The 22,439-nt window shown below is 60.8% G+C and carries 22 protein-coding genes; 12 read left to right on the top strand and 10 right to left on the bottom strand.

What is annotated here, in order from left to right; translation table 11 throughout:
* Window positions 1–40: 40 nt before the first annotated feature.
* From ABIE20_RS15360 to ABIE20_RS15345, 4 genes are all read right to left on the bottom strand, one after another.
* The gene (locus ABIE20_RS15360; RefSeq protein WP_429505751.1) at window positions 41–328 is read right to left on the bottom strand and encodes a YceK/YidQ family lipoprotein; all 288 of its coding nucleotides are present in this window, start codon (window positions 326–328) and stop codon (window positions 41–43) included.
* Window positions 325–954: a flavin prenyltransferase UbiX gene (gene ubiX, locus ABIE20_RS15355; protein WP_429505750.1), complete on the bottom strand. Its 630-nt coding sequence runs from the start codon at window positions 952–954 to the stop codon at window positions 325–327. Before ubiX ends, ABIE20_RS15360 begins: the two co-directional genes overlap by 4 nt.
* Window positions 951–2,300, bottom strand: coding sequence for a UDP-N-acetylmuramate:L-alanyl-gamma-D-glutamyl-meso-diaminopimelate ligase (gene mpl, locus ABIE20_RS15350; protein ID WP_045199905.1), 1,350 nt, complete (start codon window positions 2,298–2,300; stop codon window positions 951–953). Before mpl ends, ubiX begins: the two co-directional genes overlap by 4 nt.
* 66 nt (window positions 2,301–2,366) lie before the next feature.
* Window positions 2,367–4,289 (bottom strand): sigma-54-dependent Fis family transcriptional regulator, encoded by a 1,923-nt coding sequence (locus ABIE20_RS15345; RefSeq protein ID WP_429505749.1) that lies wholly within the window; start codon window positions 4,287–4,289, stop codon window positions 2,367–2,369.
* Window positions 4,290–4,555: 266 nt separating this feature from the next.
* Between ABIE20_RS15345 and exaC the strand changes: the two genes are divergently transcribed.
* The 8 genes from exaC (at window position 4,556) to ppa (ending at window position 12,776) form a co-directional block, all read left to right on the top strand.
* Window positions 4,556–6,076 carry an acetaldehyde dehydrogenase ExaC gene (exaC, locus tag ABIE20_RS15340; RefSeq protein ID WP_429505748.1) on the top strand — a complete coding sequence of 507 codons (1,521 nt, stop codon included), beginning with the start codon at window positions 4,556–4,558 and terminating at the stop codon, window positions 6,074–6,076.
* Window positions 6,077–6,186: 110 nt separating this feature from the next.
* Window positions 6,187–7,635, top strand: a complete 1,449-nt coding sequence (gene eat / locus ABIE20_RS15335) for an ethanolamine permease (RefSeq protein WP_429505747.1) — start codon at window positions 6,187–6,189, stop codon at window positions 7,633–7,635.
* 51 nt (window positions 7,636–7,686) lie between these two features.
* Entirely contained in the window at window positions 7,687–9,081 is a 1,395-nt protein-coding gene (locus ABIE20_RS15330; RefSeq protein ID WP_429505746.1) for an ethanolamine ammonia-lyase subunit EutB, read from the top strand.
* A gap of 11 nt (window positions 9,082–9,092) precedes the next feature.
* The gene (gene eutC, locus ABIE20_RS15325) at window positions 9,093–9,917 is read left to right on the top strand and encodes an ethanolamine ammonia-lyase subunit EutC (RefSeq protein WP_429505745.1); all 825 of its coding nucleotides are present in this window, start codon (window positions 9,093–9,095) and stop codon (window positions 9,915–9,917) included.
* Window positions 9,918–10,011: 94 nt separating this feature from the next.
* Window positions 10,012–10,470: a GNAT family N-acetyltransferase gene (locus ABIE20_RS15320; protein ID WP_123565102.1), complete on the top strand. Its 459-nt coding sequence runs from the start codon at window positions 10,012–10,014 to the stop codon at window positions 10,468–10,470.
* Window positions 10,471–10,681: 211 nt separating this feature from the next.
* Window positions 10,682–11,332, top strand: a complete 651-nt coding sequence (locus ABIE20_RS15315; RefSeq protein ID WP_038998563.1) for a DedA family protein — start codon at window positions 10,682–10,684, stop codon at window positions 11,330–11,332.
* 9 nt (window positions 11,333–11,341) lie between these two features.
* Entirely contained in the window at window positions 11,342–12,157 is an 816-nt protein-coding gene (locus ABIE20_RS15310; RefSeq protein WP_429505744.1) for a zinc-dependent peptidase, read from the top strand.
* Window positions 12,158–12,248: 91 nt separating this feature from the next.
* A complete protein-coding gene (gene ppa, locus ABIE20_RS15305; RefSeq protein ID WP_007933577.1) occupies window positions 12,249–12,776 on the top strand; it encodes an inorganic diphosphatase in 528 nt (175 codons plus the stop codon).
* A 202-nt stretch (window positions 12,777–12,978) separates the two neighbouring features.
* Here the strand turns inward: ppa and ABIE20_RS15300 are convergent, their stop codons facing one another.
* Complete coding sequence (locus tag ABIE20_RS15300; RefSeq protein WP_429505743.1) at window positions 12,979–13,260, bottom strand: hypothetical protein; 282 nt, start codon at window positions 13,258–13,260, stop codon at window positions 12,979–12,981.
* Between the two features lie 407 nt (window positions 13,261–13,667).
* Between ABIE20_RS15300 and ABIE20_RS15295 the strand changes: the two genes are divergently transcribed.
* Together ABIE20_RS15295 and ABIE20_RS15290 are read left to right on the top strand one after the other, a co-directional pair.
* On the top strand, window positions 13,668–14,378 hold the full coding sequence (locus ABIE20_RS15295) for a LexA family transcriptional regulator (protein WP_429505742.1): 711 nt from the start codon (window positions 13,668–13,670) through the stop codon (window positions 14,376–14,378).
* A gap of 428 nt (window positions 14,379–14,806) precedes the next feature.
* Window positions 14,807–15,439, top strand: a complete 633-nt coding sequence (locus ABIE20_RS15290; protein ID WP_115085131.1) for a LysE family translocator — start codon at window positions 14,807–14,809, stop codon at window positions 15,437–15,439.
* Here the strand turns inward: ABIE20_RS15290 and ABIE20_RS15285 are convergent.
* From ABIE20_RS15285 to ABIE20_RS15270, 4 genes are all read right to left on the bottom strand, one after another.
* Window positions 15,368–16,684: a PLP-dependent aminotransferase family protein gene (locus tag ABIE20_RS15285; protein ID WP_429505741.1), complete on the bottom strand. Its 1,317-nt coding sequence runs from the start codon at window positions 16,682–16,684 to the stop codon at window positions 15,368–15,370. The two genes, ABIE20_RS15290 and ABIE20_RS15285, sit on opposite strands and share 72 nt — an antisense overlap.
* Before the next feature lie 68 nt (window positions 16,685–16,752).
* Complete coding sequence (locus tag ABIE20_RS15280; protein ID WP_429505740.1) at window positions 16,753–17,877, bottom strand: trans-sulfuration enzyme family protein; 1,125 nt, start codon at window positions 17,875–17,877, stop codon at window positions 16,753–16,755.
* A complete protein-coding gene (gene amrS, locus ABIE20_RS15275; RefSeq protein ID WP_429505739.1) occupies window positions 17,874–19,358 on the bottom strand; it encodes an AmmeMemoRadiSam system radical SAM enzyme in 1,485 nt (494 codons plus the stop codon). Before amrS ends, ABIE20_RS15280 begins: the two co-directional genes overlap by 4 nt.
* A 107-nt stretch (window positions 19,359–19,465) precedes the next feature.
* Window positions 19,466–20,173: a YczE/YyaS/YitT family protein gene (locus ABIE20_RS15270; protein WP_429505738.1), complete on the bottom strand. Its 708-nt coding sequence runs from the start codon at window positions 20,171–20,173 to the stop codon at window positions 19,466–19,468.
* Window positions 20,174–20,371: 198 nt separating this feature from the next.
* Between ABIE20_RS15270 and ABIE20_RS15265 the strand changes: the two genes are divergently transcribed.
* Window positions 20,372–20,803 carry an Lrp/AsnC family transcriptional regulator gene (locus ABIE20_RS15265; RefSeq protein WP_115085126.1) on the top strand — a complete coding sequence of 144 codons (432 nt, stop codon included), beginning with the start codon at window positions 20,372–20,374 and terminating at the stop codon, window positions 20,801–20,803.
* A 64-nt stretch (window positions 20,804–20,867) separates the two neighbouring features.
* Window positions 20,868–21,482, top strand: a complete 615-nt coding sequence (locus ABIE20_RS15260; protein ID WP_429505737.1) for a glutathione S-transferase family protein — start codon at window positions 20,868–20,870, stop codon at window positions 21,480–21,482.
* On the opposite strand, the gene ABIE20_RS15255 is transcribed toward ABIE20_RS15260, so the two are convergent.
* On the bottom strand, window positions 21,463–22,350 hold the full coding sequence (locus ABIE20_RS15255) for a LysR family transcriptional regulator (RefSeq protein ID WP_429505736.1): 888 nt from the start codon (window positions 22,348–22,350) through the stop codon (window positions 21,463–21,465). The two genes, ABIE20_RS15260 and ABIE20_RS15255, sit on opposite strands and share 20 nt — an antisense overlap.
* Window positions 22,351–22,439 lie beyond the last annotated feature (89 nt).

Raw genomic sequence — 22,439 nt, 5'->3', positions numbered from 1 at the left:
CTCCCTGTGGAGCCGGCGTTGCCGGCGATCAAGCCAGCCGCTACAACCCGCCAGTCGCCTGAAACCCAACCCCCAGCGCGGTCAGCACGGACAGCGGTAGCAACAAGGTATCGAGCAAGGCACTGCCCGGCAGATCCAGCCCGGGATACTTCGGCGCCTCGGCGCCAAAGCGGTCCACAGCGCAACAACCACCTTGCATGGCATACAAATCCAGGCGCGTACCGGCATACACCACCGGCGCTCCAGGCTTGGCCGCATCCAGGGTGCGCACGCTGGCGCAACCGCTAGCCAGCAAGCACAGCAGCATCACGCCCAGCAGGCGCCTCATTCATCCGCGCCCAGATGATGCTCGCCCCAACGCGGCAGCATGTCCTGAGGAATGTTCAGCAGGTTGAGAATGCGCGCGACAACGAAGTCGATCAGGTCGTCGATGGTCTGCGGCTGATGATAAAAACCCGGCGCCGCCGGCAGGATCACCGCGCCCATGTTCGACAGCTTGAGCATGTTCTCCAGGTGAATGGTCGAGAACGGCGCTTCACGTGGCACCAGGATCAACTGCCGACGCTCCTTCAAGGTGACGTCGGCAGCCCGCTCGATGAGGTTGTTGCAGGCGCCGGTGGCAATCGCCGACAAGGTGCCGGTCGAGCACGGCACCACCACCATCGCCGCGGGTGCGCCGGAGCCCGAGGCCACCGGCGACATCCAGTCTTCCTTGCCATACACGCGAATCTGCCCGGCCGCGGCGCCGGTGTACTCGGTGAGGAAGGCTTGCATGGCTTGCGGTTTGGCCGGCAGCAACACATCAGTCTCGGTAGCCATCACCAGTTGCGCGGCCTTTGAGATCAGAAAATGCACCTCGCGGTCTTCGCGCACCAGGCAATCGAGCAGGCGCAGCCCATACTGCGCCCCCGAAGCCCCGGTCATAGCCAGGGTGATGCGTTCCGGCCCGTTCATTTCAGCGCCTCGGCGAGCTTGCCGTGCAGGCCGCCGAAGCCGCCATTGCTCATGATCACCACCTGGGTGCCGGGCTTGGCCTGGCTCTTGACCCGTTCGATGATCGCTTCAAGGCTGTCGGCCACCACTGCCGGCACCTTGCATTCGGCGGCGGTGGCGGCAAGGTCCCAGCCCAGGTTCGGCGGCGCGTACCAGATCACCTGGTCGGCATCGTTGACGCTCTCAGGCAGGCCATCACGGTGGGCGCCAAGCTTCATCGAGTTGGAACGCGGCTCGATCACGGCAATCAGCGGTGCATCGCCAATGCGCTTGCGCAGGCCGTCGAGGGTGGTGGCGATAGCGGTCGGGTGGTGAGCGAAGTCGTCATAGATGGTCACGCCCTGTACTTCGGCAACCTTTTCCATGCGGCGCTTGACGCTCTTGAACGCACTCAGTGCCGCGATGCCCATGGCTGGCACCACGCCGACATGACGCGCCGCCGCCAGGGTGGCCAAGGCATTGGCGACGTTGTGCTGACCGGTCAGCTCCCACTCGACCACGCCCTGGGTTTCACCTTCGAAACTGACCTCAAAGCGCGAACCGTCAGCGCTGAGCAGCTTGACCTGCCACTGCCCGCCTTCACCGGTGGTCTGCACCGGCGTCCAGCAGCCCATCTTGATGACCCGCTCAAGGGCCGGCTCGGTGGTCGGGTGAATCACCAGGCCTTCGCTTGGAATGGTCCGCACCAAGTGATGGAACTGCCGCTCGATGGCGGCCAGGTCCGGGAAGATATCCGCATGATCGAACTCAAGGTTGTTGAGGATCGCGGTGCGCGGGCGGTAGTGCACGAACTTCGAGCGCTTGTCGAAAAAGGCGCTGTCGTATTCATCGGCCTCGACCACGAAGAACGGCGTGCCGCCCAGGCGCGCCGAGACCGAGAAATTCTGCGGCACGCCGCCGATCAGGAAGCCCGGGCTCATGCCGGCGTGCTCCAGCACCCAGGCGAGCATGCTGCTGGTGGTGGTTTTGCCATGGGTGCCGGCAACCGCCAGCACCCAGCGACCCTGCAGCACATGGTCGGCCAGCCACTGCGGGCCCGACACGTAGGGCAGGCCCTTGTTCAGTACGTACTCCACTGCCGGGTTGCCCCGCGACAGGGCGTTGCCGATCACCACCAGGTCGGGCGCCGGGTCCAGCTGGGCGGCGTCATAGCCCTGGGTCAGTTCGATGCCCTGGGCCTCAAGCTGGGTGCTCATCGGTGGGTAAACGTTGGCATCGGAACCGGTGACCCGATGGCCCAGCTCTTTGGCCAGCACGGCCAGCGAACCCATGAAAGTGCCGCAAATACCGAGAATATGAATGTGCATGATCGACCTCGCAAAACGTCGAGGCAGGGTAGCCTAGGGCGCGACAAATCGCATCCTGTGTTTCGCTCAGGCGTCCCGGGCGATGCCGTGTTTGCGAAGTTTTCGATACAAGGTATTACGGCTGACCCCCAGTTGCACGGCGACATGGGTCATGTGCCAGCGTTGCTGCTCCAGCACTGCCAGCAAGGCGTTGCGCTCGGCGCTGTCCAGCGGCGGCGCGGGGTTATCCACAGGTGAAGGGCTTTTGATAAGTGCCGGCGACTGGCGCACTACCGCCGGCAACTCGGCAAACTCGATGCGACCGTCTTCGCTCAGCGCCACCAAGGTGCGCAGGACGTTGCGCAACTGACGCACGTTGCCCGGCCAGGCGAAGTCGAGCAGCGCCCGGCGCGCGGCAGGGTCCAGGCTTACGCTCTGCTCACCAGCCTCTTGGGCCAGGATAAAGTCGAGCAACTGCGATTTGTCGCTGCGCTCGCGCAAGGCCGGCAGATCGATTTCCAGGCCGTTGAGGCGGTAATAAAGGTCTTCCCGGAAGCTGCCATCCTCGACCCGTTCCAGCAGATTGCGGTGGCTGGCGCTGATGATGCGTACGTTGACTGCCTGCGGTTCGCCGCCGATGGGTACCACCATGCGGTCTTCCAGCACCCGGAGCAAACGGGTCTGCAGGGCCAGGGGCATATCGCCGATTTCGTCCAGCAGCAACGTGCCGCCATCGGCTTGCTGCAACTTGCCGCGCATGCCCTCCTTGCGCGCCCCGGTAAAGCTGCCGCCGCGATAGCCGAACAGTTCGCTCTCGATCAGGCTCTCGGGGATCGACGCACAGTTAAGCGCGACAAACGCCTTGCTGCTGCGTTGGCTGGCCTGGTGCACAGCCTTGGCGAAGGCTTCTTTGCCGCAACCGGTCTCGCCACGCAGCAGCAACGGCACATCGCGTTCGAACACCCGCACGGCACGGCGAAAATCGTTCTGCAGGGCCGGATCGACCAGGCAGATGCCACCGGGCTGCGCAGTTTTGGCCGGAGCAATAAACGGCGCCGCTGCAGGCAGCGCCGAACGCACCTGCCCACGCAAACTGGCAAACAATACCCGGCCATCGCGGGTGCGTAACGGCCAACTGGTGTTGGCCTGGGCAGTGGCGCGGCTGAACAGCTCGTCCTGGGCACAATCGAAGAACATATCCACAGCCTTGCCGAGCACGCCGCCACGGATGGTGCCCAGCAGGTTCAAGGCGCTCTGGTTGACCGCGCAGATTCGCCCATCGCCATCAAAGGCCAGCAGCCCTTCACTGAACATCCCCACCGATTCGGCCTGCAGATGGAAGCGCAGGAGAAACTGGTTATCGAAATAGCGCAAAAAGTAGCTGCTCTCGATCATCTTCGCCGAGAGGTTGACCAGCGCCATGGTGTGGAACTGGCTTTGCCGCGAGACGTCAGCGCGAGCCGACGACACATCGAGCACCGCCAGCAACTCGCCGTGCGGGTCGAACACCGGGCTGGCCGAGCAGGTCAGGCCGGTATGGCGGCCGCGAAAGTGTTCATCCTGGTGAATGGTTACCGCCTGGCGCTCGACCAGGCAGGTGCCGATGCCGTTGGTGCCTTCGCGCGCCTCGCTCCAGTCGGCACCCAGCCACAGCCCGGCGCGCTCGAAGATGCGCCGCTCGGTAGGCGCAGTGACGCAATTGAGGATTACCCCGCGGGCGTCGGTGAGCAGTACCGCATGGCCGGCGCCGGACAGCTGCTGGTGCAGGCTGTTCATCTCGTTGCCGGCGATCTGCAGTACTTGCTGCAAGCGCTCGCGGCTTTCCAGCACGCGGCCGTGCTCGAGCACGGTCGGCGCCATGCTCTGGGCCGGATCAAGGTGATAGTCCTCAAGGCAACGCAGCCACGAGCGGGCAATCGACGGATCGCTGCCGGGGCCCTGTGCCAGGGCCTTGCCCTGGGTCACGGTGAGGACTTGCCGGGCATGCCGGCTGAGGTGATTGCTCTGCACTTTTTATTGTTCTCCGCAGACGAGATAAGCCCAGCATCCTCCACCCGTCGGCGCAATGCAATGCTGGCTTGACCACTGGGTCACGCTTTGTGTCAGCAACGGTACAAAGTGTCACCCAGGCTGTACCGGCGCCGCTACAGCGCCCGTCCTGCACCTGCGCAAAAAACCGCCAAGCCCTTGATTTACCTGGGCCTGGCCACACTGGCCCAACCCTTGCTCTATGCTTTACATCCTCCCCAACAAGCACAATAGCCAGGAGAAACATCATGCGTTATGCACATCCCGGTACCGAAGGCGCCAAGGTTTCCTTCAAGAGCCGTTACGGGAACTACATCGGTGGCGAGTTCGTTGCCCCAGTCAAAGGCCAGTACTTCGAAAACACCTCGCCGGTGAACGGCCAACTGATCGCCGAATTCCCCCGCTCGACTGCCGAAGACATCGAAAAAGCCCTGGATGCCGCCCACGCCGCCGCTGATGCCTGGGGCACCACCTCGGTGCAGGCACGCTCGCTGATCCTGCTGAAAATCGCCGACCGCATCGAACAGAACCTCGAACTGCTGGCCATCACCGAAACCTGGGACAACGGCAAGGCCATCCGCGAAACCCTCAACGCCGACATCCCGCTGGCTGCCGACCATTTCCGCTACTTCGCCGGTTGCCTGCGCGCCCAGGAAGGCAGCGCCGCCGAAATCGACGGCAACACCGTCGCCTATCACATCCATGAACCGCTGGGCGTGGTCGGCCAGATCATCCCGTGGAACTTCCCGATCCTGATGGCCGCGTGGAAACTCGCCCCGGCCCTGGCCGCCGGCAACTGCGTGGTGCTCAAGCCGGCCGAGCAAACCCCGCTGGGCATCAGCGTGCTGCTGGAAGTGATCGGCGACCTGCTGCCGCCTGGCGTGCTCAACGTGGTGCAAGGCTATGGCCGCGAAGCCGGTGAAGCCCTGGCCACCAGCAAGCGCATCGCCAAGATCGCCTTTACCGGCTCTACCCCGGTCGGTTCGCACATCATGAAATGCGCCGCCGAAAACATCATCCCGAGCACCGTCGAACTGGGCGGCAAGTCGCCGAACATCTTCTTCGAAGACATCATGCAGGCCGAGCAGAGTTTCATCGAAAAAGCCGCCGAGGGCCTGGTGCTGGCGTTCTTCAACCAGGGCGAGGTGTGCACCTGCCCATCGCGCGCATTGGTGCAGGAATCGATCTACCCGGCGTTCATGCAAGAGGTGATGAAGAAGATCAAGCAGATCAAGCGCGGCGACCCGCTCGACACCGACACCATGGTCGGCGCCCAGGCCTCCGAGCAACAGTTCGACAAGATCCTCTCGTACCTGGAAATTGCCGAGAAGGAAGGCGCCGAGCTGCTCACCGGCGGCAAGGTGGAAAAACTCGAAGGCAGCCTGTCGACCGGCTATTACATCCAGCCGACCCTGCTCAAGGGCACCAACAAGATGCGCGTGTTCCAGGAAGAGATCTTTGGCCCGGTGGTGAGCATCACCACCTTCAAGGACGAAGCCGAAGCCCTGGCGATTGCCAACGACACCGAGTTCGGCCTCGGCGCCGGTGTCTGGACCCGCGACATCAACCGCGCCTACCGCATGGGCCGCGGTATCAAAGCTGGTCGCGTATGGACCAACTGCTACCACCTGTACCCGGCCCACGCCGCGTTCGGTGGCTACAAAAAGTCCGGCGTCGGCCGTGAAACCCACAAGATGATGCTCGATCACTACCAGCAAACCAAAAACCTGCTGGTCAGCTACGACATCAACCCGCTGGGCTTCTTCTAAACGAGCAACAGGGCGGCTCCGACCCGGGGCCGCTCTGGCTCGCTTCCTGCAAGACCATCACCAGACAAACCGGCACCCGCCGGTATTGATAAAAACAACAGGTGAACCCTATGCCAAGCGATCATACCGGCAGCGCGCCGGCAGGCTCTTCTGTCGACTTCGAAAAAGTCGGCTCCGACTATTTCCAACAACGTGAACTAAAAAAGGGCGCCGCCGGCTGGGTACTGCTAGTGGGCCTGGGCGTTGCCTACGTGATTTCCGGCGACTACGCCGGCTGGAACTTCGGCCTGGCCCAGGGTGGCTGGGGCGGCATGTTCCTCGCCACCTTGCTGATGGCGACCATGTACCTGTGCATGTGTTTCTCGCTGGCTGAACTGTCGTCGATGATCCCCACCGCCGGTGGCGGCTACGGCTTTGCCCGCAGCGCATTCGGGCCCTGGGGCGGGTTTCTTACCGGTACGGCGATCCTCATCGAATACGCGATTGCCCCGGCGGCCATTGCCGTGTTCATCGGCGCCTACTGCCAGTCACTGTTCGGCATCGGCGGCTGGATGATCTACCTGGCCTTCTACATCATTTTTATCGGCATCCACATTTTTGGTGTCGGTGAAGCGCTCAAGCTGATGTTCATCATCACCGCCGTGGCCGCTATTGCCCTGGGCGTGTTCCTGGTGGCGATGGTGCCGCACTTTGACGTCAACAACCTGTTCGATATCGCCCAGACCGACGCTGTCGGCGCCAGCAGCTTCCTGCCGTTCGGCTATGTCGGGGTGTGGGCGGCGATCCCTTACGCCATTTGGTTCTTCCTCGCCGTCGAAGGCGTGCCGCTGGCCGCCGAAGAAACCAAGAACCCCAAGCGTGACCTGCCCCGCGGCCTGATCGGCGCCATGCTGGTGCTGCTGGCCTTTGCCCTGCTGATCCTGGTGGTCGGCCCGGGTGGCGCTGGCGCCGAGGCGCTGAAAGCTTCCGGTAATCCGCTGGTAGAAGCACTGTCGAAAGCCTACGGCGGATCGACCTGGATGGGCGGCTTCGTCAACCTGGTGGGCCTGGCCGGCCTGATCGCCAGCTTCTTCTCGATCATCTACGCCTATTCGCGGCAGATCTTTGCCTTGTCCCGTGCCGGCTACCTGCCGCGCAAGCTGTCGGAAACCAACAAGAGCAAGGCCCCGGTGCTGGCCCTGGTGATCCCCGGGATCATCGGTTTCGCCCTGTCGCTGACCGGCCAGGGCGACCTGCTGATCCTGGTCGCGGTGTTCGGCGCTACGCTGTCTTATGTACTGATGATGGCCGCGCACATCACCCTGCGCATCCGCCGGCCGAAAATGGAGCGGCCGTATCGCACCCCAGGCGGCGTTTTCACTTCGGGCGTGGCCCTGGTGCTGGCCTGCATCGCGGTGGTGGCGGGCTTTCTGGTCGACCCACGGGTAGTGATTGGCGCCGCAGCGATTTATGCGGTATTGATTGCCTACTTTGCTTTCTACAGCCGGCACCACCTGGTCGCCGGGACCCCGGAAGAAGAATTCGCCGCGATCCAGAAGGCCGAAGAGGCCCTGCACTGATCAACGCCACCTACGCCGCAGGCCAGCCCTGCGGCGTTCTGGAGAGTCTGTATGGCAAGTTTTGTTCACACGGCAGGCAACCAGACCTACCGTTTTGACAGCCTCAAAGAGGTCATGGCCAAGGCCAGCCCGGCGCGTTCAGGTGATTTTCTCGCCGGCGTCGCCGCCAGCAACGACGGCGAACGGGTGGCGGCACAGATGGCCCTGGCCGACATCCCGCTCAAGCATTTTCTGACTGAAGCGCTGATCCCCTACGAAGACGATGAAGTCACCCGGTTGATCATCGACACCCATGATGCCAATGCCTTTGCCGCCGTCAGCCACCTGACCGTCGGAGGCTTTCGCGACTGGCTGCTCAGTGAAGCGGCCGATGAAGACAGCCTGCGCGCCCTGGCCCCGGGGCTGACCCCGGAAATGGCCGCCGCCGTGTCGAAAATCATGCGCGTGCAGGACCTGGTGCTGGTGGCGCAGAAGATCCGCGTGGTCACCCGCTTTCGCGGCACCATGGGCCTGCGCGGGCGCCTGTCGACCCGGCTGCAACCCAACCACCCCACCGACGAGCCGGCCGGCATAGCCGCGAGCATTCTCGACGGGCTGCTCTACGGCAACGGCGATGCCATGATCGGCATCAACCCGGCCACCGACAGCATCGCCTCGATCTGCGCCCTGCTGGAAATGCTCGACGCCATCATCCAGCGCTATGACATCCCGACCCAGGCCTGCGTGCTCACCCACGTCACCACCTCTATTGAAGCGATCAACCGTGGCGTACCGCTGGACCTGGTGTTCCAGTCGATCGCCGGCACTGAAGCAGCCAACGCCAGCTTCGGCATTAACCTCAACGTGCTCAAGGAAGGTTACGACGCCGGCCTGAGCCTGAACCGCGGCACCCTCGGGCAGAACCTGATGTATTTCGAGACCGGCCAGGGCAGCGCCCTGTCGGCCAATGCCCACCATGGCGTCGACCAACAGACCTGCGAGACCCGCGCCTACGCCGTGGCCCGGCACTTCAAGCCGTTCCTGGTCAATACCGTGGTCGGCTTCATCGGGCCCGAGTACCTGTACAACGGCAAACAGATCATCCGCGCCGGCCTTGAGGATCACTTCTGCGGCAAGCTGCTCGGCGTACCCATGGGTTGCGACATCTGCTACACCAACCATGCCGAAGCCGACCAGGACGACATGGACATGCTCCTGACCCTGCTGGGTGTCGCCGGGATCAACTTCATCATGGGCATCCCCGGCTCCGACGACATCATGCTCAATTACCAGACCACTTCGTTCCATGATGCGCTCTACGCCCGGCAAACCCTGGGCCTGAAACCTGCGCCGGAGTTCGAAAGCTGGCTGGCGCGCATGGGCATCTTCACCCAGGCCGACGGCCGGGTGCGTTTCGGTGACAACCTGCCGCCGGCCTTCCGCCAGGCTCTGGCGCAACTGGGATAAGCGAGTCGACTATGGCCAACACCCCCCAACACGACAACAGCGCCAATCCCTGGCTGGAGCTGCGCCGCCTGACTCCGGCGCGCATCGCCCTGGGCCGCACCGGCACCAGCCTGCCGACCGGCGCCCAGCTGGACTTTCAGTTCGCCCACGCCCAGGCCCGCGACGCCGTGCACCTGGCCTTCGACCATGCCGGCCTGCGCCAGCAATTGAGCGAGCGCGGACGTGAAAGCCTGCTGCTGCACAGCGCCGCCACCGATCGTCACAGCTACCTGCAACGCCCCGATCTGGGGCGCCGCCTGCACGAAGATTCAGCACAACGGCTGCGCGAACACGCCCAGACCAACCCCGGCGGCGTCGACCTGGCCATCGTGGTTGCCGACGGCCTCTCGGCCCTGGCCGTGCATCGCCATACCCTGCCGTTTCTCGCCCGCCTGGAAGAACAAAGCGCCACCGACGGCTGGTCGACATCACCGGTGGTGTTGGTCGAACAAGGCCGGGTGGCGGTGGCCGACGAGGTGGGCGAGCTGCTCGGGGCGAAAATGACCGTGATCCTGATCGGCGAACGCCCGGGCTTGAGCTCGCCGGACAGCCTCGGGCTGTACTTCACCTACAACCCCAAGGTTGGCCTCACCGATGCCTACCGCAACTGCATTTCCAATGTGCGCCTGGAAGGCCTGAGCTATGGCATGGCCGCCCATCGCCTGCTGTACCTGATGCGCGAAGCCTGTCGGCGGCAGTTGTCGGGGGTCAATCTGAAGGACGAAGCCCAGGTGCAAACCCTTGAGTCAGACACCGATACGCCGAAAAGCGGAAATTTCCTGCTGAGTAAACCTTGAGATCGTAGATTGCGCTTTCTAATTGCTTTCAGGCAGCATCTGCCAAGGCTGCCGGCGATTCGCCGCAAACTCCCATGGACCCTGAGGCCTGCTTATGCGAATCATCAAAGCAACCCTGGAACATCTGGACCTGCTTGCCCCGCTGTTCGTCAGATACCGCGAGTTCTACGGCCAGCTGCCCTACCCGGACTCCTCGCGCTCGTTCCTGGAAAAACGCCTGGAGCGTGGCGAGTCGATCATCTACCTGGCCCTGCCGGACGATGACGACAGCAAGCTGATGGGCTTTTGCCAGCTCTACCCAAGCTTTTCGTCGCTGTCGCTCAAGCGCGTGTGGATCCTCAACGACATCTATGTCGCCGAAGACTCCCGACGCATGCTGGTGGCCGACCACCTGATGCGCGAAGCCAAGAAGCTGGCCAAGGAAACCAACGCCGTGCGCCTGCGGGTATCCACCAGCAGTGACAACGAAGTGGCGATGAAAACCTACGAATCCATCGGTTTTCACGAAGACACCGAGTTCAAGAGCTACATCCTGCCTATCCACTCGGACTGAGCCGAGCGCAACGGCAGGCGCGATGCCTGCCGTTCACCTCCATTCGACATCCGCCGCTACAAACTGCGCAGGCACAATCTGTTCGTAGCCGTATAATGCGCCTCTTCATTGTGTGTGAAACTTTACCCATCTTCCGGGTAGCGACCGTCCGCATTCGCACTGCCAGCCATCGCAAGCCCGTCGCCCGGGTCAAGAACACAAGGTGCTGTACATGGATTTCAACCCGCTGGACCTCATTCTGCATCTCGACGCCTACCTGGACCTGTTGGTCAACAACTACGGCCCGTGGATCTACGCGATCCTGTTCCTGGTGATCTTTTGCGAGACCGGTCTGGTGGTCATGCCGTTCCTGCCGGGTGACTCCCTGCTGTTCATCGCCGGCGCCGTGGCGGCGGGCGGTGGCATGGACCCGGTACTGCTCGGCGGCCTGTTGATGGCGGCGGCAATCCTGGGCGACAGCACCAACTACGTGATCGGCCGAACAGCGGGTGAACGCTTGTTCCGCAACCCCAACTCGAAGATCTTCCGCCGCGACTACCTGCAGCAAACCCACGACTTTTACGAGCGTCATGGTGGCAAGACCGTGACCCTGGCGCGCTTCCTGCCGATCCTGCGCACCTTTGCGCCGTTCGTCGCCGGCATCGCCAAAATGCACTACCCACGCTTTCTCGGCTTCAGCGTCGCCGGCACCGTGCTCTGGGTCGGCGGTCTGGTTACCCTGGGCTACTTCTTCGGCAACGTGCCGTTCATCAAGCAGAACCTGTCGCTGATGATCGTCGCCATCATCCTGCTGTCGCTGGTGCCGATGATCATCGGCATCGTGCGCAGCCGCATGGGCCGCAACGAAGCCAAGGTTCACTAAGCCCGGTTTATGTGGTCGCTGAGCGCCTGGCGCCGTCGCCGTACCCTGGCCCGACACCCGCTCGACCCGCAGCGCTGGCAGCGGGTGCGCGAGCGCCTGCCGATGCTCGATGGCCTGAGCGACGAAGAAGACCAATGGCTGCGTGAAGCCTGCGTGTTGTTCCTCGATAGCAAGCACCTGACTGCCCTGCCCGGGGTCGAGCTGGACGGCGAGCAGCGGCTGTTTCTTGCCGCCCAGGCGCAACTGCCGCTGCTGCACCTGGGCGAGCTGAACTGGTACCAGGGTTTTCACGAAATCATCCTCTACCCCGACGACTTCGTAAGCCCGCAGCGCCATCGCGACGCCAGCGGTATCGAGCACGAATGGGACGGTGAACACAGCGGCGAAGCCTGGCAACAGGGCCCGGTGATCCTGGCCTGGCCTGGCGTGCTGGCCAGTGGCGGCTGGGAAGGCTACAACCTGGTGATCCACGAACTGGCGCACAAGCTCGACATGCTCAATGGCGATGCCAACGGCCTGCCGCCGCTGCACAGCGACCTGCGCGTCAGCGACTGGGCCCAGGTCATGCAAGCGGCCTTTGACGACCTCAACGCCCAGCTTGACCGCAACCCCGACGCCGAGACTGCCATCGACCCGTATGCCGCAGAAAATCCGGCAGAATTTTTTGCCGTGACCAGCGAATACTTCTTCAGCGCCCCGGACCTGCTCAACGACGCCTACCCCGCGGTGTACCAGCAATTGCGCGGCTTCTACCGCCAGGACCCGCTGGCCCGCCTGCAGCAGTTGCAGCGCCACCACCCGCATTACCAGGACGCGCAGGACTGAGCCTGCCGGACATCCGGCCGGGCGTGGCAAGCGCGCTGGAATGTGCCTATAATCGCGACCAATTTTTGGCCAAACATGGGGGCACTGCCCAATGAGCTACAGCAAGATTCCGGCTGGCAAAGACCTGCCGAACGACATCTACGTCGCCATCGAGATTCCAGCCAACCACGCGCCGATCAAATACGAGATCGACAAGGACAGCGACTGCCTGTTCGTTGACCGTTTCATGGCCACCCCGATGTTCTACCCGGCCAACTACGGCTACATCCCCAACACCCTGGCCGACGACGGTGACCCCCTCGACGTGCTGGTTGTTACCCCGTACCCGGTAGCGCCAGGCTCGGTCATCCGCGCCCGTCCGGTCGGCATCCTGAACATGACCGACGACGGCGGCGGCGACGCCAAAGTCATCGCCGTACCGCACGACAAACTGTCGCAACTGTACGTCGACGTCAAAGAATACACCGACCTGCCAGCCCTGCTGATCCAGCAGATCGAGCACTTCTTCGCGAACTACAAAGATCTCGAGAAAGGCAAGTGGGTCAAGATCGAAGGCTGGGATGGCGCTGACGCCGCCCGCGCTGCGATCACCAAGTCGGTTGCCGCTTACAAAGGCTAAGCAACCCTCAACAAAAAGCCCCGCAAATGCGGGGCTTTTTGTTTCAGGGCAAGAACAACCCATCAAGGTAGGAGCGGCGGTGCGACGCCTCGACTTGTCCCGCGATAGCTGATGGTCAGCCACATCGCATCGCGGGGCAAGCCCGCTCCCACAGCAAAGACAGCTACCTTCTTAAGCCCTATTCATTCCCAAACCCACATCATCAACAATCGCCTTCCACGGCCAGCAGCTTGCTCAGTGCATGCTCGACCAACGCCCTGGCCATCTCGGCCGAATGCAGCACATTCACCAGCATGCCCTGGCCGGGTTCATTGGCATGGGCTCGGCAGAATTCGTCGGTGGTTTCATGGATACCGCGCAGCAGTTCGCTGGCATAGGCCAGGGAATCAGGAGGGATCAGGTCGCTGTGGATGGAGAAGTAGGGGTTGGTGATGTTGTTGCGAGATATATCGGAATACGGTGGGTCGGGGACGATCTTCTTCATGACGTACCTCCTATATCTATCAGGAGCTACCTCCGCATCCCTCTCACAGGATTAGGGTGGCAGCCGTACGCGGGGTGAGAGACCGGTAGACATAGGAAACCCGGCCAGACCGAGGTCTGCCCGCGCACAGCTGCCATAACTAGCTGCTTCTACTATCTACTCGAGCTCTCACACCCGGTCGCCAACGTAGCGACCCGAGGAAACTAACCCTGTAGCACCTTTATCACAACAGTGAAAAGGCAGCAGCGTGCGTAGGATAGTTCCGAACGTCATTCAAGTGGATTTTTTTGCCGCGAAACCTCCTACGCGAGCCTAAGCAACCGCCTGTAATCCAGCCATTTTCCAGCCTTGAAAATGAACCTCGCGTTTATAGCCCGGGCTGTACGAGCCCACTACACTCGGGCCTCATGAATACATCCGGTGATCGTCTCAAAGCGCTCCTGAGCGAGTGCAACCTGTCCCCTTCCGACTTTGCTGCGCAGCGCAAGGTTACGCCGCAGCACGTCAACAACTGGTTCAAGCGCGGCGTGCCCCTGGCCCGGCTGGATGAAATCGCCGAGCTGCTGTGCGTGCGCAGCCGCTGGCTGCGCAATGGCGAAGGCCCCAAGCACCCCAACCCCTTGCCGCGCCTCAACAGCCAGGCCGCCCGCCCCGGCGTCGAAGGCCCCGATGCCAGCGCGCTGGCGGCGCACAGCTACAACGACATACAGGTGCCGTTCTACAGCATCCAGACTCGCCAGTTAAAACCGGTCGAAGACCGTTACCTGCGCCTGCCCCTGCGTGCGCTCGATGCCCTCGGCATCAACCCGGGCGATGCCCTGTGCCTGAGCATGCCCGGGCACAACATGAGCCCGCTGCTGCCGCGCGGCACCACGCTGGCCGTCGACCGCAGCCTGACCCGGGTGGTCGAAGGCGAAATCTACGCCCTGCTGCACAACGGCCGCCTGCGCATCAACAGCCTCAGCCGCCGCGCCAATGGCGCCCTGCGCCTGCACAGCCAGGACAGCGACGAATACCCCACCGAAACCTACAGCCCGGCGCAACTCAAGACCCAGCGCCTGGAGGTACTTGGCTGGGTATTCTGGTGGGGCCACCTGCGCGACAGCCGCCCGGACTGAGCGCCGCAGGTGATTTTTTGCTGGGCATCGCCGGCCAATCCCAGTATGCTACGCCGCACATTTAGCCCGACGGCCCAGCCCGTCCGCGGCCCTGGCGCGGCACTCCACAGCTTGCCCGCCACCTCCCGGCCCCAGCGCCGGAGCAACGATTTTAAGGCGGTTGCGGCTTACCAAAAATTAGCCAAGCCCGTCCCCAAGGAGCCGGCCACAAGCCGGCTTTTTAATGCCTGCGATTCCACGCCCCCACCCCTGCTGAATATGCCCGCAAGGCCTGACTCTCCAAGGCCACCGGTACGCTTTCATTTTTCAGGAACATCCCCGGCATTACATTAAATTCGACGGTTAAATCGCAAAAATTATTTAAAACCTCATTAATACAGGCGCGAACTCCTCTTAATCTTTAATCAACAACTTACGGAGGCGCCACCATGCTGATTTTCTTCAAATCATTGATCATCGGACTCTGCATCGCCGCGCCCGTCGGACCGATCGGCCTGCTGTGCATTCAACGCAGTCTTTCCCAGGGTTGGCGCGCAGGCTTTGCCACTGGCCTGGGCGCGGCGACCGCCGACTCGATCTACGGCTTTATCGGGGCGCTCGGCATTACTGCGCTCATTGCCACGCTGGTCAGCTGGAAACCCTGGTTGTGTATCTTCGGCGGCGCGTTCCTTGCGTATGTGGGGTATCAGATAATCAGATCGAAAGACAAAGCCGAGTCCCTGACGGGAGAGCGAAGCAACATGCTCACGGCCTATACCACTACCTTGTTCCTGACACTGTCGAACCCGATGACGATCCTGTCCTTCATCGCCATATTTGCCGCCATGAGTGACGGTATCGGCGGCGAGCAAGGCAGTACCTTGTCAGTGGCACTGATGGTCGCCGGAATCTTTCTCGGTTCTGCGGCATGGTGGCTCGGGCTGAGCGGCTTCTCCTCCGCCTTCAAAGCCAGGATGTCCGGCGCAAAGCTGCGACTGATCAACTACTGCTCAGGCACCGCCATCAGCCTGCTCGGCGCGTATCAGATCGTCAGTGGCGTGATGCTCAGTAGCGCTGCGTGAACCGCTACCGAGCTTTGCATCGACGTAGGCGCCAAAGCGTTCGATGGCAACGCGGATCTGCTCGAGCGATACATTGCTGAAGGACAAGCGGACTTCCCGGGTGCCGTGCCCCAACAAAGAGAACAACGCGACCGGAAAAACGATGACCCTGAAGGCAATGGCACACTCTTTCATCTGCGCCTGGGCAAATTCAAAGGGCAGTTTCAGATTGATGAAAAAGCCGCCTGCCGGGCGATTCCACGACACCCCGGGCTGATCGGCGAATGCCTGTGCAAGGCACTCGAGCATGTAATCGCGCTTGCGTGCATAGGCCGCCACACGCGCGGCGTTCAACTGCACCAGGGAAAACTGGTTATCCAGCAGCAAACCGCCGACGACCGCCTGGCACAGCGCCGGTGTATGCACGCTCACCAGGCTTTTGCTTTTACACAATCTGGCAGCCCACTCGCGCGCATGAACGCCTTGCGGTGCAGCCACATAGCCCATGCGCAAGCCGGGGAAGATCGACTTTGCAAACGAGCCAAGATAAAAGACCCGCTCGCTGTCGAGTGCCTTCATCGCAGGCAGCCGATCGCCTTCGTACCTGAAGTAACGGTAGGCATTGTCTTCCAGCACATAGAAATCGCACGCCCGGGCGATGTCCAGCATGGCCTGCCGGGCATCGAAGGACAGGGTGTCGGCAGTCGGATTACTGAAGTCAGGAATGGCATAGATCGCCCGCACCTTACGCCCCTGACACTGCACGGTGCTGATGAAAAGGCGCAACGCGCGCGGTTCGAGAAAAGTGGCCATGGGTACGGCAACAACCTCGATCTTCAACAGTTTGGCAATCCCGGTTATGCCGGAAAACACCGGGTCAGGCACCAATAGCACCCCACCCTTGTCGAACAGTGCCAGCAGCGCCAGTGTCACTGCTTCCTGAACCCCCTGACACACCACCAGGCAGTCAAGATCAACCGGACACAAGCCTTCGTCGACCCGCAGGTGCTCGGCCAGCAACGCGTTGATGATCCCTGCCGTTGCCGAGTACTGGCACAGCAATGTCGCCACCGATGCTGGCTGATCGAGATACCGCGTGTAACTGGCCAGGCCACGCTCGATCAACGCCGGATCGCATTGCTCATCGTCCGGACGGCCAGAGGCCAGTGAAATTGCCTGCGGATGCTCGCCCGTCAATGAGTTCAACAAATGAATGACATTCAACACTGGCTCATCAAAAACAGAAGATTCACTGATAGTCGACACCTTGTCGCTCCTGTAAAAAAACAACGGGCCTCCTGAGCCCGTTGTTCGATTGCCGACACTTTTGCGCGCTATTGGCGTGTAGCTTGTTCAGCCGTCTGAAACGCTTGCAGCAGGTCATCCTGGAGGTCTTCCAGCGCTTCCAGGCCAAAGCACAAGCGCACCAGCCCCTGGTCAATGCCCATCAGCGCTTTTTCTTCGTCAGTCATTGACGCATGGCTGCCGCTAAAGGGTTGGGCAACCATCGATGTGACACACGCCATGCCTGTACCGGTTCCGAACCATCTGAGCGAGCGTGTGAAGGTTTTGTAGACCGGCACCAAGTCACGGCGAATATCGACAAACACAATCCCGCCATAGCCTGTCAGCTGCTTGCCATCGATGTGCGGATAGTAAACCCGCTCGATATAGGGAAGGTCCTTCAGATAGTTGAGCATTTGCACGGTGGTCTTGCCGTGCCGCTCCATGCGCAACTCAAACGTCTGCATGCTTCTGCGCAGCAACCAGGCACTATGGGGCGTCAGGATTGAACCCGAATAAAAGCGCCCTTCCAGCAAGCGCTGGTAAAGTGCCTGGTCATTGACCATTACCAGCCCACCCATGACATCGCTGTGCCCTGAGAAGTACTTGGTGGCGCTGTACAGCGAAATATCCGCGCCCCAGGCCAACGGCTTTTGAAACAACGGCGTCGCCCAGGTGTTGTCGACCACGATCACCGCCTGGGGATTGATGCTCTTGACCGCCGTCGAAACAGCCTGGATGTCGATATCCTTCAAGAACGGATTGGTCGGTGTTTCAAATATCACCATGTCGACCTTCGCCGGCAAGGCTGCCAATCCCTGCGCACAGCTCAGGTCGAGGATGCTCAATTGCACACCCAGGCGTGCTGCGTAACGCTGGAAAAGCTTGTACGAACAACCGTAGATAAGCCTGTTGATCACCAGCGAGTCGCCCGGCTTGAGCAGTTCGAGCACCATGTAGAGTGCACTCATACCCGTGGCGTAGGCCAGGGCATGTTCGCTCCCTTCAAGGGCCGCAACGACTTGTTCGAGCTCGCTGACGTTGGGATTCGCCTTTCTCGAATAGAAAAATGCCGAGTCGGCGCTGAACGCACTGCATTGATAAAGAGGCGTGACCGCGGGTTGAGCGCCATGGTCATCCACCCGGATGTGCAACATCTCGGTCGAAATGTTCATGCCTTGCTCACCAGTTTGATGACTTGCTCATACATGTTCTGTTTGCCTTCATAGCCGACGGTTGGCGTGATGTCGTTTTTCGCTATGCCGATTTCCTCGATCGATTCAGTGGGAAAATGGGCACGGTCAAACACTTCATGCAGGTTGGAATTCACCCCCGCTGGCAGCCAGACTTCAGGGCCCAGCTCGTCCACTCGAGCCTTCGCGATGATGAACCGATAGCTTTCAAACGGCCGCAGCGTCAGGGTTTTCCACTCGCTGCTGTGGCCATCGGCATAGTTTCGACGCAGGTACACGCTATGCTCACGGTCAAGGGTGTTGAGAACCTGGGCGTGCAATGAAACGATGTCGCCGTGCCATTCAAACTTCCTTTTCTCGTACGCCGTCAACGCCTCCTCGCGCAACTCGACGGGCTGGCCAGCGGGCAGCTCGGGCAACAACCTGAAGTGGGCATCGTGACCGCATTGAGTACAGCAACCCTGGCTATTCAGGCCGATATTCCTGGCGTTCAGCCCGTAGCGGGTGACCAGCAAGGCGCTGCAGTTGTTACAGCTGGTATTGGTACCGTCGACATCATTCACGTTGCCCAGATAGACATGCTCGACCCCCATCGACCGGGCAACGTCCCTGGCCTTGAGTAGGCGGTCAACCGGTGTGCGAATGCTGTTGCTCATCTTGTAGTCGGGGTGGAAGCGCACAAAGTGCAACGGCACCTCTGGGCCCAGCTCATCCAGGACCCACTGGCTGATCGTGCATGCGGTGTCTTCGTCATCACTGATATCGGTCACCATCAACGTGCTGACTTCGACATACTTGCCCGCGTCGTAGACTTTCTTGATACCCGCCAGCACCGGCTCGACCCAGCCGGTGGTGACCTTGCGGTAATACTCGGGAGAAATGGACTTCAGCGAGATCGAGAAAATATCGATGACCGGCAACAGTTCATCGATCGCCTCCTCACTGATGAAAAAGGCCGATTTGTACAGGTTGATCAGGCCAGCTTCTTTGGCCAGCTTGGCCGTGTCCAGAATAAATTCATGCCAGACCACTGGGTCATTGTAGGTCCACGACAGTACGCGAATACCGTGCTGCAACGCGGTTTCCACGACCTGTTCGGGGGTGTAGTAATAAACGTCCTTATCGGTAACGTACTTGGCCTGCGAGGTTTTCCAGTTATGGCAGTAGCCACAATTGAGCATACAGCCGATATTACCCAGCGAGAGAATCCGCTCACCGGGCGCGAAGTGAAAAACAGCCTCGGTTTCGATGGTCTCCTCGGTGCTATGAACACCCTTGCCATAGTTCAATGTAACTAAACGTCCGCCGCGATTGCCACGCACCTTGCAAAAGCCGAGCTTGCCTTCCTGAATGACGCAGTTACGCGGAGAAAGATGACACTTTACTGCGCCGTCCGGCAACAGCTCTTCCAACTTAGCCGGGGTGCTTTGCAGGGTCCAGGTTTTATTATTGAGATCGTTCACTGTTTATTCCTCATCCATCAGCACAGTAGTTACATCATCGGTTAAGTACGCAGCCGCTCGCGCGCCAGTCACTGACTGCCGAGGAGGGTTGTTGTTATGGTTTTAATTCAAGAGGCGCTGGCCAGGCCGTGATTGGTCAGCGAAAAATGCCGGGCATTGATGGTCATGAACGGTTGAATCAAGGGACCGATCACCAGCAGGAACAGAAGCGTCCCGACACCAAACGGACCGCCCAGCAACCAGCCGGTTGAAAAGATACCGATTTCAATGAACATCTTGGCCTGGGTGAATGACCAGCGCCATTTGGCGACCATGGTCAATACCACCAGGTCCATGATGCGAATACCAACGCCGCTCATGATGATCAGCGCCGAGGCATAGGCACACAGCAGTAAACCCAGGGCCAACATGGCATAGGCATTAAGGTGGGGGACCACATGGCCCTCCAGGTCGAGCACCGTCCACAGATCGATCAACAACCCCGTCAGGGTGGTAGTGATGAACGGGCTGATCGGCGGATATTTCTTGTTCCAGAGCATCCACCAGGACAGGAAGATCAGCGACACAATCGCCGAGCAGACACCCATGCCGACCATCAGGATTTGATTGAAGGCAATAATAAGCACATCCAGCGGGTCGGTGCCGAGGTGACTCATAATAAACAACTTGGCACCCAGTGAGAACAGGCCGACACCGACCAGATACATGCACACCTGATCAACTTTCAAGTGGCGAAAGCCAAACAATTGCCCGGTGAGGTACTGGCGAAACGAAGGGTAGGTATTGTTAATGCAGCCGCGCGTCTTATTCCCCATACGAACTCCATTTCCAAGGAAAGACCTGGCCCATGATCCGCGGACCGGGAAATAATTCTTATTATGTCAACGCCGTTCCAAAGCGACTCTTCGAGCGACAAAATTAGACTAGCATCGCACTATTTTTTGATGCATTATTTTTTAATGAAAAAGGTACCTTTTTCATTAATTTCTTTGCTTTTGCCAGAGGAAATCTACATGGACCGTATAGACATAAAAATCCTCGCCGCGGTGCAGACCTCGGGCCGAATTTCCATCACCGAGTTATCTCGGCACGCTGGTCTTTCTATCCCCGCGACCACTGACCGCTTACGCAAACTCGAAGATGCCGGGGTGATCAAGGGCTACAGTGCCCAGGTCGACCCCGTCAAACTCGGATACGGCATCTCGGCCGTGGTTGGCATGACCACCTTCAAGCCGGCCAAAACCAAGTTGATTGCCCTCCTTCAGGAAATACCCGAGGTCGTCGAGTGCCTGCACGTAACGGGTAACGACTCTTACCTGATCAGGCTCTACGCCAAATCCATGGCTGATATCGAAAACACCATCGCCAGGATCAATCCCTTTGGGGAGACACGCACCAGCATCGTACTGTCAGAACCCATCGAGCGACGAAAACTGGCGCCGTGAAGCGCGACATCGATCTTCAGCTACTTTCTACGCAGTCAACCTGTCCTGAATGAATGGAGGCCTCATGAAACTGATCGGCATGCTCGATTCCCCCTACGTACGCCGCGTCGCGGTATCGCTGGAACTGTACGGCATCAGCTTCGAGCACCAGGCGTTGTCGGTGTTTCGCAACTTTGCCGAGTTCGCCGCGATCAATCCGGTGGTCAAGGCGCCGAGCCTGGTGCTGGATGACGGCACGCTGCTGATGGATTCGACGCTGATTCTGGATTACTTCGAAGCCCTGGCCGTGCCCGCCAAAAAGCTGATGCCGCAAGACCCGCTAGCCCGCGCCAGTGATTTGCAGGTAGTCGGCCTGGCGCTGGCGGCCAGTGAGAAGTCGGTGCAAATCTATTACGAGCACAACCTGCGCCCGCAAGAGAAGCTGCACACGCCCTGGCTGGAGCGGGTGACCGGGCAGTTGCAGGCGGCGTACGCGAAGCTCGACGGCTTGCTTGCCGAGCAGCCGACCAAATGCCCCACCCTGCCCTTGAGCCAGGCAGAAATCACCACGGCGGTGGCCTGGTCGTTCACGCAGTACGTATGCGCCGAGGTGGTTGCGGCCAGCGACTATCCGCATGTGCAGCGCCTGGCACACAAGATCGAAGGGCATCCGGCGATGCTCAAGTACCCGATCGAATAGCGCCCGGCGCCAATCCCTCGCGCAGCAAATGCACGAAGGCATCCCGGGCCGGATGCCTTCCTGCCTGGGCATGCCAGTAGAAGGCGTTGCTGATGGCCTTGAGTTCGGCGAACTCATGGCCGCTCCAGCCGGCGCCCTTGCGGTATTGCTCGAAGATGCCCCTGGGCACCAGCGACACTCCGGCGCCAGCACTGACGCAACTGACGATGGCGCCATAGCTGGCGATGCCGACAATCGGCAGTTTTTGCCCCTGTTCGAGCAACCAGTGCTCCAACGCCGCGCGGTATGGGCAACCCTCCGGCCACATGAAGATGGCCTTGCCCTGAAGGTCTTCCGCGCTGCGAATCGGCCCCAGCGATTCAGGCGCGATCAGCACCAGGTCTTCCTGGTACATGGGCGTGCGTTTGAGCAGCGGCCGCTCGACCTCCACCGCGACAATTGCCCCGTCGAGGCGATGATTGAGCACATCATCGAGCAGTTGCGACCAGGTGCCCGTGCTCAGTTCCAGTGAAACCTGCGGGAAGCGCGCATGGTACTCGGCCAGTAACCGCGGCAGCCGGCCACTGGCCGAGGACTCGATGGCGCCGATGCGCAAGCGCCCGCTGGGCAAGGCTTGCGGACTCAAGGCGGCCTTGGAGGCTTCGGCCAGGGCGAGCATCTGGGTGGCGTATTCGAGGAAGGTTTCGCCTGCCGGGCTGATCTTCAGGCCACGACCATGGCGAAAGAACAGCGCCACGCCAAGCTCTTGTTCCAGCGCCTTGATCCGCGCGGTGATGTTCGACGGCACGTAGTGCAACACCTCGGCCGCACGGGCGATGCTGCCGGTGTCGTGGACCGTCTTGAACATGCGGATCTGCATCAGCTCCATACATCACCCAAAGTGAACGATACGCTCAGTATAAGTCGATTGTGGTGAGTATTGGCCTTTCTGATACTGAAGCTCCCAGCCTTCGGAGC

Origin of the sequence: Pseudomonas sp. 2835, from assembly GCF_050435905.1 — a bacterium.
Lineage (GTDB): Bacteria > Pseudomonadota > Gammaproteobacteria > Pseudomonadales > Pseudomonadaceae > Aquipseudomonas.
This window is presented reverse-complemented; position numbering and strand designations above follow the sequence as displayed.